The sequence below is a fragment of the Streptomyces sp. NPDC055099 genome (assembly GCF_053607685.1).
Map to the genome: position 1 here is coordinate 210516 of NZ_JBSGUA010000007.1, position 20762 is coordinate 231277.

Consider the following 20762-nt stretch of genomic DNA (forward strand, 5'->3'; position numbering starts at 1 on the left):
GGTGCCCGGAAAACTCCGGTGTCCGGATGTGCTCCGGTCCACGACACCCCTGACGGGTGCGTGGACCGACGCGACACCTTCCCCCAGAGATCACCCGACATGCGGTGGCGCACATCACATAGCGGCACTTCTCACATGGTGGGCAGGGGGTGTACACGCCATGATCACAGGGTGTACGGACCGTGCATCACTCGGAGTACAGCCCGTCGATGGCCTCCGCGTACTTCTCCCGGATGACCCTGCGGCGCAGTTTCAGGGACGGCGTCAGCTCGCCGGTCTCCGGGCCCCACTCCTCCCCCAGGAGCCGGTAGCGCTTGATCTGCTCGGTGCGGTTGAGGCGCGCGTTGGCCGCCTCGACGGCCCGGGCGACCTCTTCCTGTACGGCCTCGCTGGCGAGCAGGTCACCCGTGATCCCGTGGCCCGCGGCCCATACGGGGGCCATCTCGGCGTCCAGGACGAGCAGCGCGACCAGGTAGGAGCGGCCGTCGCCGTGCACGAGGGCCTGGCCGATGAGGGGGTGCTCCTTGAGGGTGTTCTCGACGAGCGCGGGCGAGACGTTCTTGCCCGTCGACGTGACGATCAGTTCCTTCTTGCGGTCGGTGAGCCAGAGGAAGCCGTCCTCGTCGATGCGCCCGACGTCTCCGGTGGCGAACCAGCCGTCCGCGTCGCAGGCCGACTCCACGCCCCCGTCGGGCAGAAGATAGCCGTCGAAGACCGTCGCGCCGCGCACCAGGATCTCGCCGTCGTCGGTGGTGCGGATCTCCAGGCCGTCCAGAGGCCTGCCCACGGAACCGAGCCGGAAGGCGTCCGGGGTGTTGATGGTGACGACCCCGGTGGTCTCCGTGAGTCCCCACGCGTCCATGATCACGATGTCGAAGCCCGCCCAGAAGCGCACGACGTCCAGGGGCATCGACGCCGCCGCGCTCGCGGTCCACACCAGGCGGTCGAAACCGGCCAGCGAGAGCAGCGGCCCGATGACCTTCTCCTTGGCCTCGCGATACGCCCTCTCCAGGTCGGCCGGCGGTTCCTCGCCGCGCTCGACGCAGTCCACGCGCGCGCGTGTCGTCTCGTTCGCCGCCTCGATCGACTCCCGCTGCTCCTGCGGCAGCCCGGCGAGCACGGCCTTCACGGACGCGGCCAGCTTCTCCCACACGCGCGGGACCCCGAAGAACTGCGCGGGACGCAGCTCGCGCGCGGTCGCTGCGACGGCGGCCGGGTCCGCGCACAGGTACACGTGCGAGGCACGGAACACGGGCAGGTAGATGCCCAGCATGCGCTCCGCGACATGGGCGAAGGGGAGGTAGCTGATGTGCTCCACGAAGTCCGGGAGCTCGACGACGGCGTCCAGGGCGACGCCGTTGAGGACGACGTTGCGGTGCGTGATGCGGACACCCTTGGGGTCGCCCGTGGTGCCCGAGGTGTAGACGACGGTCAGCGGATCGTCGGCCCGGGACTCGCGCCAGGCCTTCTCGAAGGCGTCCGGGTCGAACAGCCGCCCTCCGGTGGCGTGCAGCGAGCCGTACGTGCGGTGCGGGCCCGCGTCGGCCGCCTCGACGACCACCAGGCGCTCGATGGGCGCGTCGGGGTCGGTCAGGAGCGGCTCCCAGCGTTCCAGCTCGCGGGCGCCCTCGATGATCGCGAAGCGGGCACGGCTGTGCCGGGCGATGTGCGCGATCTGCTCGGGCGCCGATGTGCCGTACACGGTGATGGGGACCGCGCCGATGTGCACGAGCGCGAGATCGCTCAGCCAGTGTTCGGGGCGGTTGCCCATCATCATCAGGACGTGCTCGCCGCGCCGTACGCCGAGTGCCGTGTACCCGGCGGCGAGGACCGCGACCTTGCGGCGTGCCTCGCGCCAGGTCAGTGTCGTCCACTCCCCTTCGGGGGTGGCGCGCCAGGAGAGTGCGGGGTGGTCGCCGTGGTCCTCGGCGTTGCGGAGCAGCAGGGCGGGGAGCGTGATGTCGGCGGGTTCCCCGGGGAGTCGCAGGATCGTGGTCATGACCGCCTCCTGGCGTCATCGACGAAGCAAGTGACTGGGCGGGACGCTTTCACAACAGTGGTGAGACAGCAATACTGTTGCACCTGATCGGTGCACAACTCGGTGCCCGGCCACGGGTGTACGACTGGGGAGGCGATGCGCTGCCATGACGATGACGACGGCTTCGGACACGGACGAGCCGACGCTCACGGTCGACGAGCTGGCCGCACGCGCGGGCGTCACCGTCCGCACCATCCGCTTCTACAGCACCAAGGGCCTGCTGCCGCCGCCCGTGATCGGCCCGCGCCGGGTCGGGCACTACGGCCAGGAGCACCTGTCCCGGCTCGGGCTCATCGAGGAACTGCAGCACCAGGGCATGACCCTGGCCGCCATCGAGCGGTACCTGGAACAGCTTCCGCCCGATCTGAGCGCCCATGACCTCGCCATCCACCGCGCGGTGGTGGCCTCCTGGGCCCCCGACTCGGCCGAGGACACCGACCACGCGGAGCTGGAGCGCAGGGTGGGCCGCGCGCTGACGGACGGGGATCTGGACCGGCTCTCGGCGATGGGCGTCCTCGTGCCCGCGGAGGCCCCCGGGGCGTACCGCGTCGACCCGGGGCTGCTGCGCCTGGGGGTCCAACTGCTCGACGTGCCCATCGCGCACGAGACGATCCTGGCGGCGCGCACGGTCCTGATGGAGCACACACGCTCGGCGGCCGTCGAGCTCTCCCGGCTCTTCCGCGACGAGGTGTGGAGCCCCTACCGCGACCGGGAGTCGGACCCCGAACACGTGGCCGCGATGCGCTCCCTGTCGGCCCACATGCAGCCGATGGTGGTGCAGGCCCTGGTGACGGCGTTCCAGCGCTCCCTCAAGGAGGAGCTGCGGGAGTGGCTCGCCGAAGGCTGAACCACTCCCGGCTCCCTGCTAGACCCTGGCGTTGGCCGCGGTGGCCGTCGGCGTCTCGCCCCGCGCGGCCTGCCGCAACCGCTTGGCATAGACCTCGGCCAGAACGTTCAGGTCCTTCATGGCCTCCGCGGACCCGGAGTTGTCCCGGATCTTCAGGGTGGCGACGAACTTGCCCTGGAGGATGACGATCTCCCGGGTGTTCTGCCGCGCGGAGTCCGTGAACCCGAAGGTGACGCTGCCGTCGCCCAGCTTCGGCGCTTCAACGACCTTCAGCTCGCGCGTGTGGGTACGCACGTAGTTGTCCCAGACCGCGAAGGCGAGCCCGGCGGCGCTCTCGCGTCGGTACACGATCAGCTCGTAACTCGCGTCCTCGGCCTTGTCGTTGCTGCGGTAGCCGACCCGGCCGTGGGCGACGGCGCCCTTGCACTTGCCGGTCGGCTCCTTGCACACGGAGGGCGCCTTGGCGCGGCTGTGCAGCTCGGTGGAGACGGTGCGCAGGGCGGTGGGCATCGTCTCGGCGGGCGGCAGGATCGCCTCGGCGTCCCTGGCGCCGTTCAGCGCACCGGCGCCCTTGGCCGCCGACCCGCCGCTCGCGCCGCCGACGGTGCGGCCGTGCGACGCCCCCGAACCCGACGTGTGCTTCTTGTCCTTCTTGTTGCCTCCGCAGCCCGTCAGGGCCAGCGTCAGGACCAGCACTCCGACGCCGACCGCTCGCGTCGTTCCCCCAGTTGTCCACCGCACAGCGGTACATCCTCCGTTTGTCGTGATCATGCTTTACGGGAGGATACGACGCGGGGGCGACGACCTGCGGTTCCGCCCCGGATGAAACGGAACCGCAGGTGAAGAGCGTCAGCTGTCGCTGAACTTCTCGCCCTTGTCCGCCTTCTCGACCAGCAGCGCGGGCGGCGTGAACCGGTCCCCGTAGCGGTCGGCCAGCTCACGCGCGCGTGCCACGAAGCCGGGCAGGCCGCCCTCGTAGCCGTTGATGTACTGGAGCACTCCGCCGGTCCAGCCGGGGAAGCCGATGCCGAAAATGGAGCCGATGTTGGCGTCCGCGACCGACGTCAGGACGCCCTCCTCCACCAGGCGTACGGTGTCGAGCGCTTCGGAGAAGAGCATCCGCTCCTGCATGTCCTTGAACGGGATCTGGGTGCCCGGCTTGGTGAAGTGCTCGCGCAGGCCCGGCCAGAGCCCGGCGCGCTTGCCGTCCACGTAGTCGTAGAAGCCCGCTCCCCCGCTCCTGCCGGGACGCTCGAACTCGTCGACCATGCGGTCGATGACGGAGTCCGAGGGGTGCCCGGCCCAGGTCCCGCCGGCCTCCTCGACGGCCCGCTTCGTCTCGTTGCGGATCTTGCGGGGCAGGGTGAGGGTCAGCTCGTCCATCAGGGAGAGGACCTTCGCCGGGTAGCCGGCCTGGGCCGCGGCCTGCTCGACGGACGCGGGCTCGATGCCCTCGCCGACCATCGCGACGCCTTCGTTGATGAAGTGCCCGATCACGCGCGAGGTGAAGAAGCCACGCGAGTCGTTGACGACGATCGGCGTCTTGTTGATCTGGCGTACGAGGTCGAAGGCGCGCGCGAGCGCCTCGTCGCCGGTGCGCTCACCTTTGATGATCTCGACGAGCGGCATCTTGTCGACGGGCGAGAAGAAGTGCAGGCCGATGAAGTCGACGGGCCGCGTGACACCCTCGGCGAGCTGGGTGATCGGCAGCGTCGAGGTGTTGGAGCAAAGGAGCGCGTCCGGCTCGATGATGTCCTGGATCTCCTGGAACACCTTGTGCTTGAGGGCGGTGTCCTCGAAGACGGCCTCGATCACGGCGTCGCAGCCCGCGAGGTCCTGCGGGTCGGCGGTCGGCGTGATGCGGGCGAGCAGCGCGTCGGCCTTCTCCTGGGTCGTACGCCCCCGCTGCACCGCCTTGGCGCACAGCTTCTCGGAGTAGGCCTTGCCCTTGGCGGCGGCCTCGGCGGAGACGTCCTTCAGGACGACCTCGATGCCGGCGCGGGCGCACGAGTAGGCGATGCCCGCGCCCATCATCCCGGCGCCGAGGACGGCGGCCTTGCGGACCCGGCGCGGCTCGATGCCCTTGGGGCGGTTGGCGCCGGAGTTGACGGCCTGGAGGTCGAAGAAGAACGCCTGGATCATGTTCTTCGCCGTCTGCCCGGTGACCAGCTCGGTGAAGTACCGGGCCTCGATGGTCAGCGCGGTCTCGAAGTCGACCTGCGAGCCCTCGACGGCGGCCGCGAGGATGTTGCGCGGGGCCGGGTAGGGGGCGCCGTTGATCTGCTTCTTGAGGTTGGCGGGGAACGCGGGCAGGTTCGCCGCGAACTTCGGGTTGGCCGGGGTGCCGCCGGGGATGCGGTAGCCGGGCTTGTCCCAGGGCTGCGCCGACTCGGGGTTGGCGTCGATGAAGGCGCGGGCCTTCTCGATCATCTCCTCGCGGGTGGCGGCCACTTCGTGGACGAGGCCGTTCTCCAGGGCGCGCTTCGGGTTGTACTGGGTGCCCTGGAGCAGCACCTTGAGCAGCGCGTCCGCGATGCCCATCAGGCGTACGGTGCGGGTCACGCCGCCGCCCGCCGGGAGCAGACCGAGGGTGACCTCGGGCAGGCCGATCTTGGAGCCGGGCGCGTCGAGCGCGACGCGGTGGTGGCTGGCCAGGGCGATCTCGTAACCGCCGCCGAGGGCCGCGCCGTTGATGGCGGCGACGACCGGCTTGCCCAGGGTCTCGATGCGGCGCAGGGAGCTCTTGATGGCGACGCCCGCCTCGAACGCGTCCCGCGCGTTCTCGGGGCCCGCCTTCATCATGTCCTTGAGGTCACCGCCCGCGAAGAAGGTCTTCTTGGCGGAGGTGTAGATGATGCCGCGGATGGAGTCCTTCTCGGCCTCCGCGCGTTCGGCGATCGCCGCGATGGAGTCCTTGAACCCCTGGTTCATGGTGTTCGCGGACTGGTTGGGGTCGTCGAGGACGAGGGTGACGACGCCGGTGTCGTCCTGTTCCCAGCGGATGGTGGTGCTTTCGGTCATGGTCTTGTCTCCGTGAAGTCTGTGATGAGCGGGGTGAGCGGCTACTGGGGAGGGCGGTGCTGGGTCGTTGCCGACATGACGCCGGTGGGGGCTGGTCGCGCAGTTCCCCGCGCCCCTGACGGGCGCACTGCGTGCGCCGTCATGCGGCGCGGCGAAGCCGCTGCCTCAGGGGCGCGGGGCTGTGACATATGCGGCTCCGCCGCGTGGGCGCGACCAGCCACGACGCACCCGCAGTCGGCGACGGACAACAGCCCCAACGGCGCTTAGCCGGAGACCCGCTCCACGATCGTGGCGATCCCCATGCCTCCGCCCACGCACAACGTGGCGAGCCCGTACCGCTTGTCCTGACGCTCCAGCTCGTCCACGAGCGTGCCCAGGATCATCGCCCCCGTAGCGCCCAAGGGATGCCCCAACGCGATCGCGCCGCCGTTGACGTTGACCTTGTCCAGGGACAGGCCCATGTCCTTGACGAAGCGAAGGACGACCGCCGCGAACGCCTCGTTGATCTCGACGAGGTCGATGTCGTCGATGGTCAGCCCCGCCTTGGCGAGCGCCTTGCGCGCGGCCGGCGCGGGACCGGTGAGCATGATGGTCGGCTCGGAGCCGGACACGGCCGCGGAGACGATCCGGGCACGCGGCGCGAGACCGTACCGCTCGCCGACCTCCTTGCTGCCGATGGCGACGAGCGCCGCGCCGTCCACGATGCCGGAGGAGTTGCCCGCGTGGTGGACGTGGTCGATCTTCTCGATCCAGTGGTACTTCTGCAGCGCCACCGCGTCGAAGCCGCCGAGGTCGCCGATGTCCTTGAAGGACGGCTTCAGCTTGGCGAGCGAGTCGGCGGTGGTGCCGGGGCGCATGTACTCGTCGTGGTCCAGGACGACCAGGCCGCTGCGGTCCTTCACCGGCACGACGGACTTCTCGAAGCGGTTGTCCTTCCAGGCGGCCGCGGCGCGCTCCTGGGAGAGGGCCGCGTACTCGTCGACGTCGCGCCGGGTGTAGCTCTCCACCGTGGCGATGAGGTCGGCGCCGATGCCCTGCGGCACGAAGCCGGTCTCGTAGTTGGTCATCGGGTCGGCGAACCAGGCGCCGCCGTCCGAGGCCATCGGGACGCGCGACATCGACTCGACGCCGCCCGCGAGGACGAGGTCCTCCCAGCCCGAACGCACCTTCATCGCAGCCATGTTGACCGCTTCGAGACCCGAGGCGCAGAAGCGGTTCTCCTGGACGCCGGCGACCGTGTCGGGAAGACCGGCGGCGATGGCCGCGATGCGCGCGATGTCGGAGCCCTGGTCGCCGACGGGGCCCACGACGCCGAGGACGATGTCGTCGACGGCCGCCGGGTCCAGGTCGGGGAACCGCGCCCGGATCTCGTGGATCAGGCCGACGACGAGGTCGATCGGCTTGGTGCCGTGCAGGGCGCCATTGGCCTTGCCGCGTCCGCGCGGGGTGCGGATCGCGTCGTATACGTACGCTTCGGTGGTCAAGACAGCAGCCTTTCGCAAAGATCTTTGCAGGTGAGGGTGGGGCAGGAAGGCTCAGGCGAGCAGGGAGCGGCCGATGATCTCCTTCATGATCTCGGTCGTGCCTCCGTAGATCGTCTGGATGCGGCCGTCGGTGAAGGCCTTGGCGACGCGGTACTCGGTCATGTAGCCGTACCCGCCGTGCAGTTGCAGGCAGCGGTCGGCGACGCGCTTCTGGAGCTCGGTGGCCCACCACTTGGCCATCGAGGCGTGCACGGCGTCGAGTTCGCCGTTCGAGTGATCGACGATGCAGCGGTCGAGGAAGGTCCGCGTGACGGCGCACTCGGTGGCCATCTCGGCGATCTCGAAGCGGATGTGCTGGAGCTTGGAGAGCGGGCGCCCGAAGGCCTCGCGCTCCTTGACGTACGTCGTGGTGATGTCCAGGAGGTGCTCGGCGGCGGCGATCCCCGCGACGGCGATGCCCATACGCTCCTGCGCGAGGTTCGTCATCAGGTGGATGAAGGCGCCGTCCAGCTCGCCGAGGAGGTTCTCCTTGGGGACGCGTACGTCGTTGAAGAACAGCTCGGCGGTGTCCTGGGACTTCTGGCCGATCTTGTCGAGGTTGCGGCCCCGCTCGAAGCCGTCCATGCCGCGCTCGACCACGAGGAGGGACAGGCCCTTCGCGCCGCCCTCCGGGGATGTCTTGGCGACGACGATCACCAGGTCGGCGAGGATGCCGTTCGAGATGAACGTCTTGGAGCCGTTGAGCAGCCAGTGGTCGCCCTGGTCGGTGGCGGTGGTGCGGATGCCCTGGAGGTCGGAGCCCGCGCCCGGCTCGGTCATCGCGATGGCCGTGATGATCTCGCCGGAGCAGAAGCCGGGCAGCCAGCGCCGCTTCTGGTCCTCGGTGGCCAGCGAGGTCAGATAGGGGCCGATGATGTCGTTGTGCAGGCCGAGCGCGAGCCCTGACACACCGGCCCGGGTGAACTCCTCGGCGAGGACGGCGCTGTAGCGGAAGTCGGTGTTCCCGCCGCCCCCGTACTCCTCGGGCACGGCGAGCCCGAGCAGTCCCTGCTTGCCCGCGGCGAGCCACGCGTCACGGCTGACGATGCCGTCCTTCTCCCACTCCTCGTAGTGGGGCAGCACCTCCTTGGACAGGAAGGTGCGGACGGTCTCGCGGAACGCCTCGTGTTCGGCGGAGAAGATCTGTCGCTTCACGTACGGCCTCCTACAGCCTCAGAGCCAGCCCTTGACGGTCTCGATCGACTTGGCCGGCTCGGGGCCGACGGGAATGACGTTGAGCATGGTGACGCCCGCCTCGCGGAAGGCCTCGACACGCTCACGGACGTAGCTCTCGGGTCCGCACAGCGACATGAGCTCGCAGAACTCGTCCGGAACGGCGGCCTCGGCTTCCTTCTTCTTGCCCGAGAGATACAGCTCCTGGATGAGCTTGGCTTCCTTCTCGTATCCGTACGCGACCGCGAGGTCGTTGTAGAAGTTCTTCCCCGGGGCGCCCATGCCGCCTACGTAGAGGGCGATCTGGGGTCGGGCCAGATCCCGTACGGCGGCCGCGTCGTCGCCGATGGCGAGCAGTCCGCCCGCGACCGTCTGCAACGGGCCGAGCGCCGGATCGCGCTTCTCCTTGCCCTCCGCGAGCGGAGCGCCCCACACCTGGTGGGCCTTCTCCGGGATGAACAGGGTGGGCAGCCAGCCGTCGGCGATCTCGGCGGTCATGCGGACGTTGGCGGGGCCGAGCGAGGCCACGTACAGCGGCACTTCGGGGCGGACCGGCCTGGTGAGGATCTTGAGCGGCTTGCCCAGCTTGCCGCCCTTCTCCTTGGGCAGCGGCATGTCCGTCACGCCGTGGTGGTCGATGACCTCGCGGCGCAGGATGCGGCGGGTCAGCTCGATGGCCTCGCGGGTGCGGGCGAGGGGCTTGTCGTACGGCTTTCCGTGCCAGCCCTCGACGACCTGCGGGCCCGAGGCGCCGAGCCCGATGATCGCCCGGCCGCCGGAGATCGCGTCGAGTCCGGCCGCCGTCTGGGCGATGAGGGCGGGGGTGCGCGAGTAGACGTTGAGGATCGCGGCGCCGATCTTCATACGCTCCGTGCGTGCGGCCAGGTAGCCCATGATGGTGGGCGAGTCGAAGCCGTACGCCTCCGCCACCCAGACGGCGTCCAGACCGGCGGACTCCAGGGCCGCCAGTTCGTCGGCGGCCTGCCGCGGGTCGCCCGCGTAGGCGAGAGGTGCGGAGATCTCCATCAGCTGTCTTCCTTCGGGGTGGTGTCGGAGTGCCGGACGAGCGCCGGTACGTCCCAGTCGCGGGCCACGGCCTCGGTGTCCGCGCCCGGTTGGGCGGGGCCGCCGCGCACGTCCGTGGGCGTCGCGGAGAAGCGGGGTGCGGGTGCGGGCTGGGTGATGCCGCCGTGGTCGACGAAGGTGCCGCGGGCGGCGAGGTGGGGGTGTGCGGGGGCCTCGCGCAGCGACAGCACGGGCGCCACGCACGCGTCGGTGCCCTCGAAGACGGCCGTCCATTCCTCGCGCGTACGTGACTTGAAGCGGGCGGCGACCGCCTCGCGCAGCTCGCCCCAGCGGGCGAGGTCCTTGCGGGCGGGCGCCTCGTCCGTCAGGCCGAGGAGCTCGATGAACTCGTCGTAGAACTGCTGCTCGAGGGCGCCGACGGCCATGTGTCCGCCGTCGGCCGTCTCGTAGTTGCCGTAGAACGGGCAGCCGCCGTCCAGGAGGTTGGCGCCGCGCCGGTCCTGCCAGCCGCCGGCCGCGAGCATGCCGTGGATCATCGACGTGAGGTGCGCGGTGCCGTCGACGATCGCGGCGTCCACGACCTGCCCCGCGCCGGTCGCACGCGCGTGGTGCAGGGCCGCGAGGATGCCGACGACGAGGTAGAGCGAACCTCCCGCGTAGTCGCCGACGAGGTTCGCGGGGACGGTGGGCGGCTCGCCGGGGTTGCCGATCATGCCGAGGGTGCCGGTGATCGCGATGTAGGCGATGTCGTGCCCGGCGCGCTGGGCCAGCGGCCCCTCCTGGCCCCAGCCGGTCATCCGGCCGTAGACAAGCTTCGGGTTGCGGGCGTGGCAGGCATCGGGGCCGACGCCGAGGCGCTCGGCGACGCCCGGGCGGTAGCCCTCGATGAGGACGTCGGCGCGGTCGACCAGGTCCAGGACGCGGTCCGCGCCGTCCGCCGCCTTGAGGTCGACGATCACGGAGCGTTTGTTGCGGTTGGTGATGTCGTACTCGGGATTGATCGCGAGACCGCCGCCGCCGGGCCGGTCGACGCGTACGACGTCGGCACCGAGGTCGGCGAGGAGCATGGCCGCAAACGGGCCGGGACCGATGCCCGCGAGCTCGACCACACGCACCCCTGCGAGCGGTCCGTGAACGCCCTTGTCCGGAACTGCCATTGAGCCCCCAGCGCTATGGCACAGCTATGACACAACTGATGTAACACCAGTGATGCTAAGAACGTGTTCCACTCCGCACAAGACCCTAGCAAGCAAGCGCTTAGACAAATCGGGGGGCGGGCCTTGCGCCGCGACTCCCCTCGCACGCTAGCCTCGGCCACCGACATCGGCGTGGGGCGCACGGCAGAGAGGTGCCATGACCAGTCAGAACGGCAACGGCAAGGAGCGTGCGGCGGACCGCACGTACGACATCGTGCTCTTCGGGGCGACCGGTTTCGTCGGCGTGCTCACCGCGGAGTACCTCGCGGCGCACGCCCCGGAAGGCGTGCGCTGGGCGATCGCGGGGCGTGACACCGGGAAACTGGCGCGGCTGCGGGACAAGCTCGCCGAAGCCCACCCGGCCTGCGCGAAGCTCCCCCTCGTCCGCGCCGACGTGGCGGACCCGGCGTCCCTGCGGGAGATGGCGGGGCACGCGCGCGTGGTGGCCACGACCGTCGGCCCCTATCTCGAGTACGGCCAGGAACTCGTCGCCGCGTGCGCCGAGGCGGGCACGGACTACGTGGACCTCACCGGTGAGCCGGAGTTCGTCGACCTCATGTACGTGCGGCACGAGGCCCGCGCGCGGGAGACGGGCGCACGCCTCGTGCACTCCTGCGGCTTCGACTCGGTCCCGCACGACCTGGGCGCGTACTTCACCGTCAAGCAGCTCCCGGACGACGTGCCGCTGCGCGTCGACGGGTTCGTGCGCAGCAACGCGACCTTCTCCGGGGGTACGTTCGCCTCCGCGCTCGCCCAGTTCGCACGGGGCCCGCAGATGCTGGCCGCCGCACGGGACCGGCGGCGGCACGAGCCGCGCGTGGTGGGCCGCAAGGCGTACGCGCCGCCGAGCGCGCCCCGGTACGCGGGCGAGGTCGGCGCCTGGGCCCTGCCCCTGCCCACGATCGACCCGCAGGTGGTGCAGCGCTCGGCCCGGGCGCTCGAGCGCTACGGTCCCGACTTCCGCTACCGCCACTACGCGGCCGTGAAGACCCTGCCGTTCGCGGTGGGCGGCGCGGTGGGCGTCAGTGCTCTGGTGGCCGCGGCCCAACTGCCGCCCGCTCGGCGGTGGTTGTCGTCACGCCTGAAGCCGGGCGACGGGCCGAGCGAGCAGCGGCGCGCGGACAGCTGGTTCTCCGTGCGGTTCGTCGGCGAGGGCGGCGGCAAGCGGGTCTACACGGAGGTCTCGGGCGGCGATCCGGGGTACGACGAGACGGCGAAGATGCTGGGCGAGGCGGCCCTGTGCCTGGCCGTCGACGACGACCTGCCGGACGTGGCCGGGCAGCTCACCACCGCCGTGGCGATGGGCGACGCACTGACCGCGCGGCTGACGGCGGCCGGGCTCAGCTTCCGGGTGGCGGCGACGCGCTAGCCGTCGCCTCGCGCAGGGCCGTGCGGCACAGGGCGTCCGCGCGGCGCGTGGACTCCGGGAGTCGGTAGCGCGGCGTCAGACGGAGCGTGTGGGCGCAGGCGTTGTCCAGGCTCACGCGGTGGCCGACGGAGACGAAGACCGGCTTGACGCCCTCGCGGGTGCGCAGGGCGCGGCCGATCTCCTCGGCCCCGTCCAGGAGCGGGGACGCGCTCGCCCGCGGCGCGTCCGGAGCCTCGTAGGTGAACGTGAAGGGGTTCTTGGCCACGCCGATCGTGGGCAGCCCGGTGAGGACGCCGAGGTGGCTCGCGAGGCCGAACCTGCGGGGGTGGGCGATGCCGTAGCCGTCGCAGACGACGAGGCCGGGCGCGGCGTCGAGTTCCCCCAGGGCGGCGAGCACGGTGGGGATCTCGCGGAAGGCGAGCAGCCCCGGCACGTACGGGAAGGTCACGCGGCCCACCGCGGTGGCCTCCTCGACGACGTCGAGTGTCGCCGCGTCCAGGACGACCACCGCCGCCGCGACGATGTCGCGCTCGTCGTCGTAGGCGACGTCGACGCCGGTGACGTGTCCGGTGCCCGGTTCGGGGCCCGTCTCGTCGAGCACGACCCGGGCGCGGAGCCGGTCCTGGACCGCGCGGGCGGTCGGCTCGTCGGTGGGCCAGTCGGCGGGCGTGTGGGAAGAGGCAGTGGTGTGCGTCGTCATGGTGCGGGCAAGCCTAGGCGGCGCCGCGGCTCACTTGGCCGTCGGTGCCTTGGTCGCCTGAGCCTTGGTCCCCGGAGCCTTGGCCGCCGGGAACTTCCAGATGAACGTCCGGCCGCCCTGCTCGGACCAGTGGACCTCCAGGTCCTTCGCGTCCTTGGGGACCAGATAGGTCTCGCACATGACGTGGGTCTGCCCCTTCTTCCAGCCCTTGATGGACCAGGGGGCCTCGCAGCCCGGCGCGCGGTCGGCGGCGCCGACGATCAGGGTTCCGCGTTTGCCGTCCGCATAGATCGTGGTGGGCTGGCTGGCGCGCGGGCGCTCCGTGAGGGTCGGGCCGGACCGGTGCGTGTACTTCACGTAAGCGATCGCCGGGATCAGGCCCTTGGCCAGCTTGGGCTCGGAGACCATCTTCGCGGTCTCGGCCTCCGTGCCCAGTTCGACCTTCTGCGCGGTGAGGTCGTAGGTGACGAAGACGTCGCCCTCCTTCGCCTCGCCGGTGGCGCTCTCACCGGCGGCGCGCGGGACCCGCTTCCTGTCCGACGCGTCCTTCTTGCCGTCGCCGCCGCCGCAGGCGGTCAGCGCAAGGGCGAGCACCGCCACCGTCGCGACGGCGCGCGAAGTGGTCTTTCCGTACAGCAAGGTGAACTCCCGGCAGAAATGGGGCAGCCGCGCGGCACGAAAATGGCCCCATGGAGCGGCAGGTGGAGCCGTCAGCATAAGAGTCGGCCCGGCGGGGGACCGCGACCGCCCCGGGCCACGGCCCCGGATGGCGGCGCGCGGCGGTAGCCTCGCGATCATGTTCGTTCTCGAGTTGACCTACACCGCGCCCGTGTCCGCCGTCGACAAGGAGCTCGATGCCCACGTCGCCTGGCTCGACCAGCTGTATGAGCAGGGCGTCTTCATCGCCTCCGGGCGCAAGAACCCGCGCGACGGCGGCGTGATCCTGGCCGTGGCCGAGGACCGCGCCGCCATCGAGGAGATCGCGGCGGGCGACCCCTTCGTGCTCGCGGAGGTCTGCGAGTACCGGATCACCGAGTTCATCGCCACGAAGACGGCCCCGGCACTCGCCCCCTACCGGCAGCAGCTTCCCTAGGACCCTTCAGTTCCGTTCCCAGCGCGCGATCCGGCCCTTCTCGCCGGACGCCCAGCAGGCCCGGTCGCGCGTGCAGTCGACGGTGTCGTACGACCCGGCGTCGACCGTCCGCCAGCTGCGCCCGCCGTCCGACGTGACGTCCGTGCCGGTCGGCCCGACCGCGAGGGCGCCGCGGCGGCTCCCGGGCAGCCAGGCCACCCCGGAGCGATAGGCGGGCGGGGGCTCGGCGGCCGTGGTCCAGGTGCGGCCCCCGTCACGGGTGGTGGCGGCGGCCTTGGGCGAGGGCTTGCCCGCGTTGTAGTCGCCGCCGACCGCGATGCCGTGCGTACGGTCGCGGAAGGCGAGGCCGAAGACACCGCGGGCCGGGTCGCCCGCCGGGACCGGCGTGTCCGTGGCCGTCCAGGTGCGGCCCCGGTCGGCGGAGTGCAGGACACGCGCGCGTGCCGCTCCCCCGGTGGCGAGCCACACGTCGCGGGGGCCGGAACTCACCAGGCACTGGCCGCTCGCCGCGAAGCCCGCCTCGCCCTCCAGGGCCGCGGGCATGCCGTCGCTGGGCAGGACCTTCCAGGAGCGGCCGCCGTCGGCGGTGGACAGGATGCGGTACTTGCCGTCCACCGGGTCGCTCATCGCCAGGCCGTGGCGCCGGTCGAAGAACGTCATGCAGTCGTAGAAGGCCTTGGGGTCGGTGTTGCGGAAGGACTCCGTCCAGGTCGCTCCGCCGTCCGACGTGCGAAAGACACGGGACGCCTCGCCCTCGCCGATGGCCAGCACCACCGCGCGGCGGCCGTCGAAGGCCTCGACGTCGCGGAACTCCAGCCCCTCGACCCCGGGCGGAGAGACGTTCCGCCAGTTCTCGCCGCCGTCCGACGTGCGCAGCACGGTGCCCTTGGCGCCGGCCACCCAGGCGGTGTGCCTGCTGACGGCGGCAAGACCGCGGAAGCGCGCCTCGGAGCCGCTGTCCTTGAGGGCCCAGCCGCCGCCCCGCTGCGACTGGCTCCCGGCGGCCGCCTGGGCGGGGCCGGGCGCGGCCAGCGCCGTCGCCGCGAGCGCCGCCCCGCACAGTCCCACCGACACCGCGCGGCCCATGGACCGCGCCCATCTCGTCTTCCCCAGAGACTTCATGGCGGGCGAAGTTACCACCGGAACGCAGGATTCCTTCCGGGGATTCCGTGAAGAGAGTGAAGAGCACGCGGTGACCGAGGTCACTCCGTGTTCGCGTGCACGGATTCCGTCATTCCGACGTCTATCAAAGTGCCGACCCGAGTCGTCCAGCTGTAGTTGAGGGAGCAGGCGTTGTCCACCAGCATCGAACAAGCCGTAGAGGCCCGCCTCGTCGCCGCCGCACCGCGGATGTCGACCATTCCCGCCACACTGCACTACGACCGGAGCGATCCGTTCGCCGTCCGGATGAGCTTCCCCGCCCCGGCGACCCTGGAGGGCATCGAGGTCTACTGGACCTTCGCCCGTGAGCTGCTCACCCAGGGCCTGGAGCAGGCGGTGGGCGACGGCGACGTCCGGGTGCGCCCCTATGGCTTCGACCGCACGGTCGTCGAGTTCCACGCCCCCGAGGGCACGGCGATCGTCCACATCCGCACCGGCGAGCTGCGCGGCTTCCTGCAGCGCTCGCTCTCCCTGGTGCCGATGGGCGACGAGCATCTGTACGTCGATCTGGACCGGGACCTCGCCGACCTGATGCGGGACGCCTGCTAGCACCCGGCCGCGGACCGCCCCTCGGGCGCCCGTTCAGCCACTCCCGCCGCCGCTCGACCTGGCCGCCTCAGCGGCCGACACCGCCGACGCCAGGGCCTTGCGCAGCCGGCGCATGAGTTCCGGGAGCTCCGGGGCCGGGGCTCCGCCGCGGTCGGTGAGCTCGTCGAGCCGGTCCCTGTACTGCCTGCGTTCCTTGCCCGGGATGATGCCGCGCAGTTTGCCCGTCGCCGCGCAGACCACCAGGGCCGCGTCGCCCGCCGGGACCTCGGACACCGGCAGCGGGCCGCGCAGCACCGCGAGCGCCTCGGCGTGCAGGACCTCCACGTATCCGGCGCGCTCCAGTTCGTAACGCCGGGAAGGGAAGATCCCGAGGACCCGGGTGCGCTCCGACCGCAGATAGCCCTCCGCCACCAGCTGGTCGCGCACCCGGTCCATCGTGTAGCCGGACTTGTGGGTGATCCAGCCGCGCCACTTGCGGGGCCGGGACTCCTCGATGAGTTCGAGGACGACGTCGAGCGCCGGGTCCCCGGTGCGGGCGCCGAAGACCGGCGTGACGATGCCGTCCACGTCCGAGACGAGTCCTCGCTGGGCCAGCTCCGCCAGCGCGCAGGCCCGTACCGCGTACGGCAGGTCGGGGGCGGCGGCGATCTTGTTCCTTCCCGTGTCCCAGGCCAGCAGGAAGATCCGGGTCGGAAGTGAGAGCGAGCCATAGGGCATGAGGGCCTCCTCGTCCGCGCTCCTGTCCGCGCTCGTCGTCCGCGATCCTCGTCCGCGCTCACGATAAATCGTTGACAGCTCCCGGGCCGCACCCTACGGTGTATAGCGGTTCTGTTGTCGCCGATAGGAGTAGGACGTTGCTCGTCTGAGGTCTGGTGTCACCGCGTCACACGGCTCGGCCGTGTGCGTAGCGTGCGACCTCGGCGTACGAGCCGTCCCCGGGCACAGGGCCCTTTTTTCTGCCCTCCTTCGCGCCCCCTGACGACGCTGCTCCCGTCCTTCCGTCGCACGTCGCGGTGTCCCGAAACGCGTTGCCCCTGACCGCGCTTCATCTCACGCAACCGCGAGGACCCCATGTCTACCCACCCCACCTCCATCACGTGCACGTCGCTCGACTTCACCTGGCCGGACGGAACCCGCGTCTTCGACGATTTCCAGGCGGCCTTCGGAACCGGCAGGACCGGCCTCATCGGCGTCAACGGGTCAGGAAAGTCAACCCTGTTGAAGCTCGTCGCCGGTGAGCTCACGCCGACCGACGGCACCGTCCGCGTCGCCGGTGACATCGGGTACCTGCCGCAGAACGTCACCCTCGACACCACTCTGCGCGTCGACGAGGTGCTCGGCATCGCGTCGACTCGCGCCGCCCTGCACGCCATCGAGTCGGGCGACGTGGCCGAGGAGCACTTCACGGCGGTCGGCGACGACTGGGACGTGGAGGAGCGCGCCGTCGCGGCCCTCGATCAGCTCGGCCTCGGCCACATCGGCCTGGACCGCACCACCGGCGAGGTGTCCGGCGGCGAGTCCGTGCTGCTGCGCCTTGCCGCACTGCTGCTCGGCCGGCCCGACGTGCTCCTGCTCGACGAACCCACCAACAACCTGGACCTGTACGCCCGTCGGCGCCTCTACGCGACCGTCGAGTCCTGGCCCGGGGTCCTGGTCGTGGTCAGCCACGACCGTGAACTCCTCGATCTGGTCGACCAGATCGCCGATCTGCGGGACGGAGAACTCAAGTGGTACGGAGGCAACTTCTCGGCGTACGAGGAAGCGCTGGCCGCCGAGCAGGAGGCGGCGGAGCGCATGGTGCGCGTCGCCGAGTCCGACCTGAAGAAGCAGAAGCGTGAACTGGCCGACGCACACGTCAAGTTGGCCCGCCGCAAGCGGTACGGCCAGAAGATGTGGGACACCAAGCGCGAGCCCAAGGTCATCATGAGCGAGCGCAAGCGTCAGGCACAGGTGTCCGCGGGCAAGCACCGCATCATGCACGAGGAGAAGCTCACCGAGGCCAAGGAGCGTCTGGACGAGGCCGTCGAGGCGGTGCGCGACGACGACGAGATCCGCGTCGACCTGCCGTTCACCGCGGTCCCGCCGGGCCGCACGGTGCTCACGCTGCGCGAGCTGACCCTGCATTACGGGGCGTGCGTGCAGGGTGAGTTCGAGCTGCGCGGACCCGAACGGATCGCGCTGGTCGGCCGTAACGGCGCGGGCAAGACCACGCTTCTGCGGACCATCGCCGGAGAGCTGGCAGCCGTGGAAGGCGAGGCGCTCGCGCACGTCCCGCTGCGCTTCCTGCCCCAGCGCCTCGACGTCCTGGACGAGGAGCTGACCGTCGCCGAGAACGTGGCACGCTACGCGCCCGGGGCCACCAACAACAGGATCCGGGCCCGCCTGGCCCGCTTCCTGTTCAAGGGGGCACGGGCCGATCAGCAGGCGGCGACCCTGTCGGGCGGCGAGCGGTTCCGTGCGGCGCTGGCCGCGCTGCTGCTCGCGGAGCCGGCGCCGCAGCTCCTGATGCTGGACGAGCCGACGAACAACCTCGACATGGCGAGCGTGAAACAGCTGGCCACGGCCCTGGAGTCGTACGAGGGAGCACTGATCGTGGCCAGTCACGACGTGCCGTTCCTGGAGTCGATCGGCATCACGCGCTGGCTGCTTCTCGACGGAGAAATGAAGGAAATCACGACAGAAGCTGTCGGGTATCCCGGCTAGCTTCGCGTGTATGCACCAGTTCATCACCATCACAGGAGCCCGTGAGAACAACCTCAAGGAGGTGAACCTGCGCATTCCGAAGGACCGGCTCACGGTGTTCACCGGCGTATCGGGGTCGGGGAAGTCGTCGGTCGTGTTCGACACGATCGCGGTCGAGTCGCAGCGCCAGCTCAACGAGACGTTCACGTGGTTCGTCCGCAACCGGCTGCCGAAGTACGAGCGGCCGCACGCGGAGACCATCGAGGAGCTCTCGCCCGCGATCGTCGTCGACCAGCGGCCGATCGGCGGCCACTCGCGGTCGACGGTGGGCACGATGACGGACATCTACTCGGTGATGCGCGTGCTGTTCTCGCGGCACGGCACACCGAGTGCCGGGCCGGCCACCGCGTACTCGTTCAACGACCCGTCGGGCATGTGCCCCCGGTGCCACGGCCTGGGCAAGACCGTACGGCCCGACTACGACCGCATCCTGGACCCTGCCAAGTCCCTGGCGGACGGCGCGATCCTCTTCCCGCCGTTCGCCGCCGGGACCTGGCAGGGCCAGACGTACACCAACACCCCCGACCTGGACACCGACAAGCCGGTGGGGCAATTCAGCGCGCGGGAGCGGGAGTTCCTGATGCGCGGCGGCAAGCAGGGCGGCAAGGTCAACGTCGACAACACCGGCGGCGCGCGGGACATCGACTACGAAGGGCTCGCGGACCGCTTCGAGCGGCTCTACCTCAACCGCGACCTGTCGACGCTCTCGCAGAAAACCCGCGACCTCGTGCAGCGCTTCCTCGTCGAGGGCGAGTGCGACCTCTGCGAGGGGGCGCGGCTCAACGCGGCGGCGCTGGCCACCCGTATCGACGGCATGAGCATCGCCGACTGCTCGCGCATGGAGGTCACCGACCTCATCCCCGCGCTCGCGCGCATCGACGACCCGGTGGCGGGCCCCGTCGCGTCGGCGGCCGTGGCGGCGCTGGAACGGATCGAGGCGATCGGCCTCGGCTACCTCAGCCTCGGCCGCGAGACCTCCACCCTCTCCGGCGGCGAGGGGCAACGCCTGAAGACGGTGCGGCACCTGGGCTCCAGCCTGACCGGCATGACGTACATCTTCGACGAGCCGAGCGTCGGACTGCACCCGCGTGACGTGGGGCGCCTCAACGACCTGCTGCTGCGCCTGCGCGACAAGGGGAACACCGTCCTGGTCGTCGAGCACGACCCGGACGTGATCGCCGTCGCCGACCACGTCGTCGACATGGGCCCCGCGGCGGGCACGGGCGGCGGTCTGGTCGTCTTCGAGGGGACACCGGACGAGCTGCGCCGCGCCGACACGCTCACGGGCCGCCACCTGCGGCGCTCGACGGGCGTCAAGGAGAACCCGCGCGAGGCCATCGGCGGGCGGTGGGTCAAGGGAGCCGACCTGCACAACCTCAAGGACGTCAGCGTGCGCGTGCCGACGGGGGTGCTCACGGCGGTGACGGGCGTCGCGGGATCGGGCAAGAGCACGCTGGTGTCGCGTGCGTTCGTCGCCGAGCACCCGGACGCCGTGGTCGTCGACCAGTCGGGCATCGGCATCTCGGGCCGGTCGACCCCGGCGACGTATCTCGGGATCATGGACTCGCTGCGCAAGCTGTTCGCGCGCGAGACCGGCCGGGAAGCGGGGCTGTTCAGCTTCAACTCGGCCGGAGCGTGCGAGAGTTGCCAGGGCCGCGGGATCATCTACAGTGACCTGGCCTTCATGGACCCGGTGACCACGACCTGCGAGGCGTGCGAGGGGCGCCGCTTCAAGGAGGACGTGCTGCGGCTGACCGTAGAGGGCAGCTCCATCGCCGACGTCCTGGACATGACGGCCGAGCGTGCCCTCGGCTTCCTCGCCGCAGTCGACGACACGGCCGTGCGGCGCAGGCTGCGGGCCCTGCACGACGTGGGGCTCACCTACCTGACGCTCGGGCAGCCGCTGAGCACCCTGTCGGGCGGTGAGCGCCAGCGCATCAAGCTCGCCACGCAGCTGCACCGCACCGGCACGACGTACGTCCTGGACGAGCCGACGACCGGCCTGCACATGGCGGACGTGGACGGCTTGCTCGCCCTGCTGGACCGGCTCGTGGACGCGGGGAACACCGTGGTCGTCGTCGAGCACAACCTGGAGGTCGTCAAGCACGCGGACTGGGTGATCGACCTCGGCCCCGACGGCGGCAAGCACGGCGGTCGGATCGTCTTCGAGGGAACGCCGGGACAGCTCGTGGAGGCGACCGGATCATTCACCGCCGATCATCTGCGACGAGACCTGGGCCTGGACCCCTCGCACGCTGCATGATGTCGGAAAGACCCCCACCCGGCGCCGGGTGGGGACTCCCCCCGGCCGCTCCACCCCTACG

General features: G+C 70.8%; 17 protein-coding genes. 6 read left to right on the forward strand and 11 right to left on the reverse strand.

Annotated features, from left to right (window positions below):
- Positions 1 to 187: 187 nt before the first annotated feature.
- A complete protein-coding gene (locus ACWFRU_RS19760; protein WP_453688622.1) occupies positions 188 to 1999 on the reverse strand; it encodes an AMP-dependent synthetase/ligase in 1812 nt (603 codons plus the stop codon).
- Between the two features lie 151 nt (positions 2000 to 2150).
- Here ACWFRU_RS19760 and ACWFRU_RS19765 point away from each other — a divergent pair, with 151 nt between their 5' ends.
- The gene (locus ACWFRU_RS19765) at positions 2151 to 2885 is read left to right on the forward strand and encodes a MerR family transcriptional regulator (protein WP_453688896.1); all 735 of its coding nucleotides are present in this window, start codon (positions 2151 to 2153) and stop codon (positions 2883 to 2885) included.
- Between the two features lie 18 nt (positions 2886 to 2903).
- Here the strand turns inward: ACWFRU_RS19765 and ACWFRU_RS19770 are convergent, their stop codons facing one another.
- The 6 genes from ACWFRU_RS19770 to ACWFRU_RS19795 all read right to left on the reverse strand — a co-directional run bounded on the left by ACWFRU_RS19770 (position 2904) and on the right by ACWFRU_RS19795 (position 10785).
- Positions 2904 to 3626, reverse strand: coding sequence for a hypothetical protein (locus tag ACWFRU_RS19770; protein WP_453688624.1), 723 nt, complete (start codon positions 3624 to 3626; stop codon positions 2904 to 2906).
- A 108-nt stretch (positions 3627 to 3734) separates the two neighbouring features.
- Positions 3735 to 5906, reverse strand: coding sequence for a 3-hydroxyacyl-CoA dehydrogenase NAD-binding domain-containing protein (locus ACWFRU_RS19775; RefSeq protein WP_453688626.1), 2172 nt, complete (start codon positions 5904 to 5906; stop codon positions 3735 to 3737).
- Between the two features lie 263 nt (positions 5907 to 6169).
- Positions 6170 to 7390 carry an acetyl-CoA C-acetyltransferase gene (locus ACWFRU_RS19780; protein ID WP_453688627.1) on the reverse strand — a complete coding sequence of 407 codons (1221 nt, stop codon included), beginning with the start codon at positions 7388 to 7390 and terminating at the stop codon, positions 6170 to 6172.
- Between the two features lie 51 nt (positions 7391 to 7441).
- On the reverse strand, positions 7442 to 8584 hold the full coding sequence (locus ACWFRU_RS19785; protein ID WP_453688629.1) for an acyl-CoA dehydrogenase family protein: 1143 nt from the start codon (positions 8582 to 8584) through the stop codon (positions 7442 to 7444).
- An 18-nt stretch (positions 8585 to 8602) separates the two neighbouring features.
- On the reverse strand, positions 8603 to 9628 hold the full coding sequence (locus ACWFRU_RS19790) for an LLM class F420-dependent oxidoreductase (RefSeq protein WP_363207597.1): 1026 nt from the start codon (positions 9626 to 9628) through the stop codon (positions 8603 to 8605).
- On the reverse strand, positions 9628 to 10785 hold the full coding sequence (locus ACWFRU_RS19795) for a CaiB/BaiF CoA transferase family protein (protein WP_453688631.1): 1158 nt from the start codon (positions 10783 to 10785) through the stop codon (positions 9628 to 9630). Before ACWFRU_RS19795 ends, ACWFRU_RS19790 begins: the two co-directional genes overlap by 1 nt.
- 196 nt (positions 10786 to 10981) lie before the next feature.
- Here ACWFRU_RS19795 and ACWFRU_RS19800 point away from each other — a divergent pair, with 196 nt between their 5' ends.
- Positions 10982 to 12193 (forward strand): saccharopine dehydrogenase family protein, encoded by a 1212-nt coding sequence (locus ACWFRU_RS19800; protein ID WP_453688633.1) that lies wholly within the window; start codon positions 10982 to 10984, stop codon positions 12191 to 12193.
- Here ACWFRU_RS19800 and ACWFRU_RS19805 read toward each other — a convergent pair.
- Together ACWFRU_RS19805 and ACWFRU_RS19810 are read right to left on the reverse strand one after the other, a co-directional pair.
- Positions 12165 to 12893 (reverse strand): endonuclease V, encoded by a 729-nt coding sequence (locus tag ACWFRU_RS19805; protein ID WP_453688635.1) that lies wholly within the window; start codon positions 12891 to 12893, stop codon positions 12165 to 12167. The two genes, ACWFRU_RS19800 and ACWFRU_RS19805, sit on opposite strands and share 29 nt — an antisense overlap.
- A 30-nt stretch (positions 12894 to 12923) precedes the next feature.
- Positions 12924 to 13532 carry a hypothetical protein gene (locus ACWFRU_RS19810; RefSeq protein WP_453688637.1) on the reverse strand — a complete coding sequence of 203 codons (609 nt, stop codon included), beginning with the start codon at positions 13530 to 13532 and terminating at the stop codon, positions 12924 to 12926.
- A gap of 157 nt (positions 13533 to 13689) precedes the next feature.
- Between ACWFRU_RS19810 and ACWFRU_RS19815 the strand changes: the two genes are divergently transcribed.
- A complete protein-coding gene (locus ACWFRU_RS19815) occupies positions 13690 to 13986 on the forward strand; it encodes a YciI family protein (protein ID WP_453688639.1) in 297 nt (98 codons plus the stop codon).
- Between the two features lie 6 nt (positions 13987 to 13992).
- Here ACWFRU_RS19815 and ACWFRU_RS19820 read toward each other — a convergent pair whose 3' ends face one another.
- Positions 13993 to 15108 (reverse strand): WD40/YVTN/BNR-like repeat-containing protein, encoded by a 1116-nt coding sequence (locus ACWFRU_RS19820; protein WP_453688641.1) that lies wholly within the window; start codon positions 15106 to 15108, stop codon positions 13993 to 13995.
- Between the two features lie 171 nt (positions 15109 to 15279).
- Here ACWFRU_RS19820 and ACWFRU_RS19825 point away from each other — a divergent pair, with 171 nt between their 5' ends.
- Positions 15280 to 15696, forward strand: a complete 417-nt coding sequence (locus ACWFRU_RS19825; RefSeq protein ID WP_453688643.1) for an SsgA family sporulation/cell division regulator — start codon at positions 15280 to 15282, stop codon at positions 15694 to 15696.
- A 33-nt stretch (positions 15697 to 15729) separates the two neighbouring features.
- Here the strand turns inward: ACWFRU_RS19825 and ACWFRU_RS19830 are convergent, their stop codons facing one another.
- Positions 15730 to 16413 carry a GOLPH3/VPS74 family protein gene (locus ACWFRU_RS19830; protein WP_453688645.1) on the reverse strand — a complete coding sequence of 228 codons (684 nt, stop codon included), beginning with the start codon at positions 16411 to 16413 and terminating at the stop codon, positions 15730 to 15732.
- A 354-nt stretch (positions 16414 to 16767) separates the two neighbouring features.
- Between ACWFRU_RS19830 and ACWFRU_RS19835 the strand changes: the two genes are divergently transcribed.
- Positions 16768 to 18399, forward strand: coding sequence for an ABC-F family ATP-binding cassette domain-containing protein (locus tag ACWFRU_RS19835; RefSeq protein WP_453688647.1), 1632 nt, complete (start codon positions 16768 to 16770; stop codon positions 18397 to 18399).
- Between the two features lie 10 nt (positions 18400 to 18409).
- The gene (locus ACWFRU_RS19840; protein WP_453688649.1) at positions 18410 to 20701 is read left to right on the forward strand and encodes an ATP-binding cassette domain-containing protein; all 2292 of its coding nucleotides are present in this window, start codon (positions 18410 to 18412) and stop codon (positions 20699 to 20701) included.
- The last annotated feature ends 61 nt before the right edge of the window (positions 20702 to 20762 follow it).

Excerpts from the sequence above, each read along its gene's own strand:
- ACWFRU_RS19795 (WP_453688631.1), bottom strand. The coding sequence starts at position 10,785 with ATGGCAGTTCCGGACAAGGGCGTTCACGGACCGCTCGCAGGGGTGCGT.
- ACWFRU_RS19830 (WP_453688645.1), bottom strand. The coding sequence starts at position 16,413 with ATGCCCTATGGCTCGCTCTCACTTCCGACCCGGATCTTCCTGCTGGCC.
- ACWFRU_RS19805 (WP_453688635.1), bottom strand. The coding sequence starts at position 12,893 with ATGACGACGCACACCACTGCCTCTTCCCACACGCCCGCCGACTGGCCC.
- ACWFRU_RS19835 (WP_453688647.1), top strand. The coding sequence starts at position 16,768 with ATGTCTACCCACCCCACCTCCATCACGTGCACGTCGCTCGACTTCACC.
- ACWFRU_RS19765 (WP_453688896.1), top strand. The coding sequence starts at position 2,151 with ATGACGACGGCTTCGGACACGGACGAGCCGACGCTCACGGTCGACGAG.
- ACWFRU_RS19790 (WP_363207597.1), bottom strand. The coding sequence starts at position 9,628 with ATGGAGATCTCCGCACCTCTCGCCTACGCGGGCGACCCGCGGCAGGCC.
- ACWFRU_RS19775 (WP_453688626.1), bottom strand. The coding sequence starts at position 5,906 with ATGACCGAAAGCACCACCATCCGCTGGGAACAGGACGACACCGGCGTC.
- ACWFRU_RS19815 (WP_453688639.1), top strand. The coding sequence starts at position 13,690 with ATGTTCGTTCTCGAGTTGACCTACACCGCGCCCGTGTCCGCCGTCGAC.
- ACWFRU_RS19760 (WP_453688622.1), bottom strand. The coding sequence starts at position 1,999 with ATGACCACGATCCTGCGACTCCCCGGGGAACCCGCCGACATCACGCTC.
- ACWFRU_RS19840 (WP_453688649.1), top strand. The coding sequence starts at position 18,410 with ATGCACCAGTTCATCACCATCACAGGAGCCCGTGAGAACAACCTCAAG.
- ACWFRU_RS19820 (WP_453688641.1), bottom strand. The coding sequence starts at position 15,108 with ATGAAGTCTCTGGGGAAGACGAGATGGGCGCGGTCCATGGGCCGCGCG.
- ACWFRU_RS19800 (WP_453688633.1), top strand. The coding sequence starts at position 10,982 with ATGACCAGTCAGAACGGCAACGGCAAGGAGCGTGCGGCGGACCGCACG.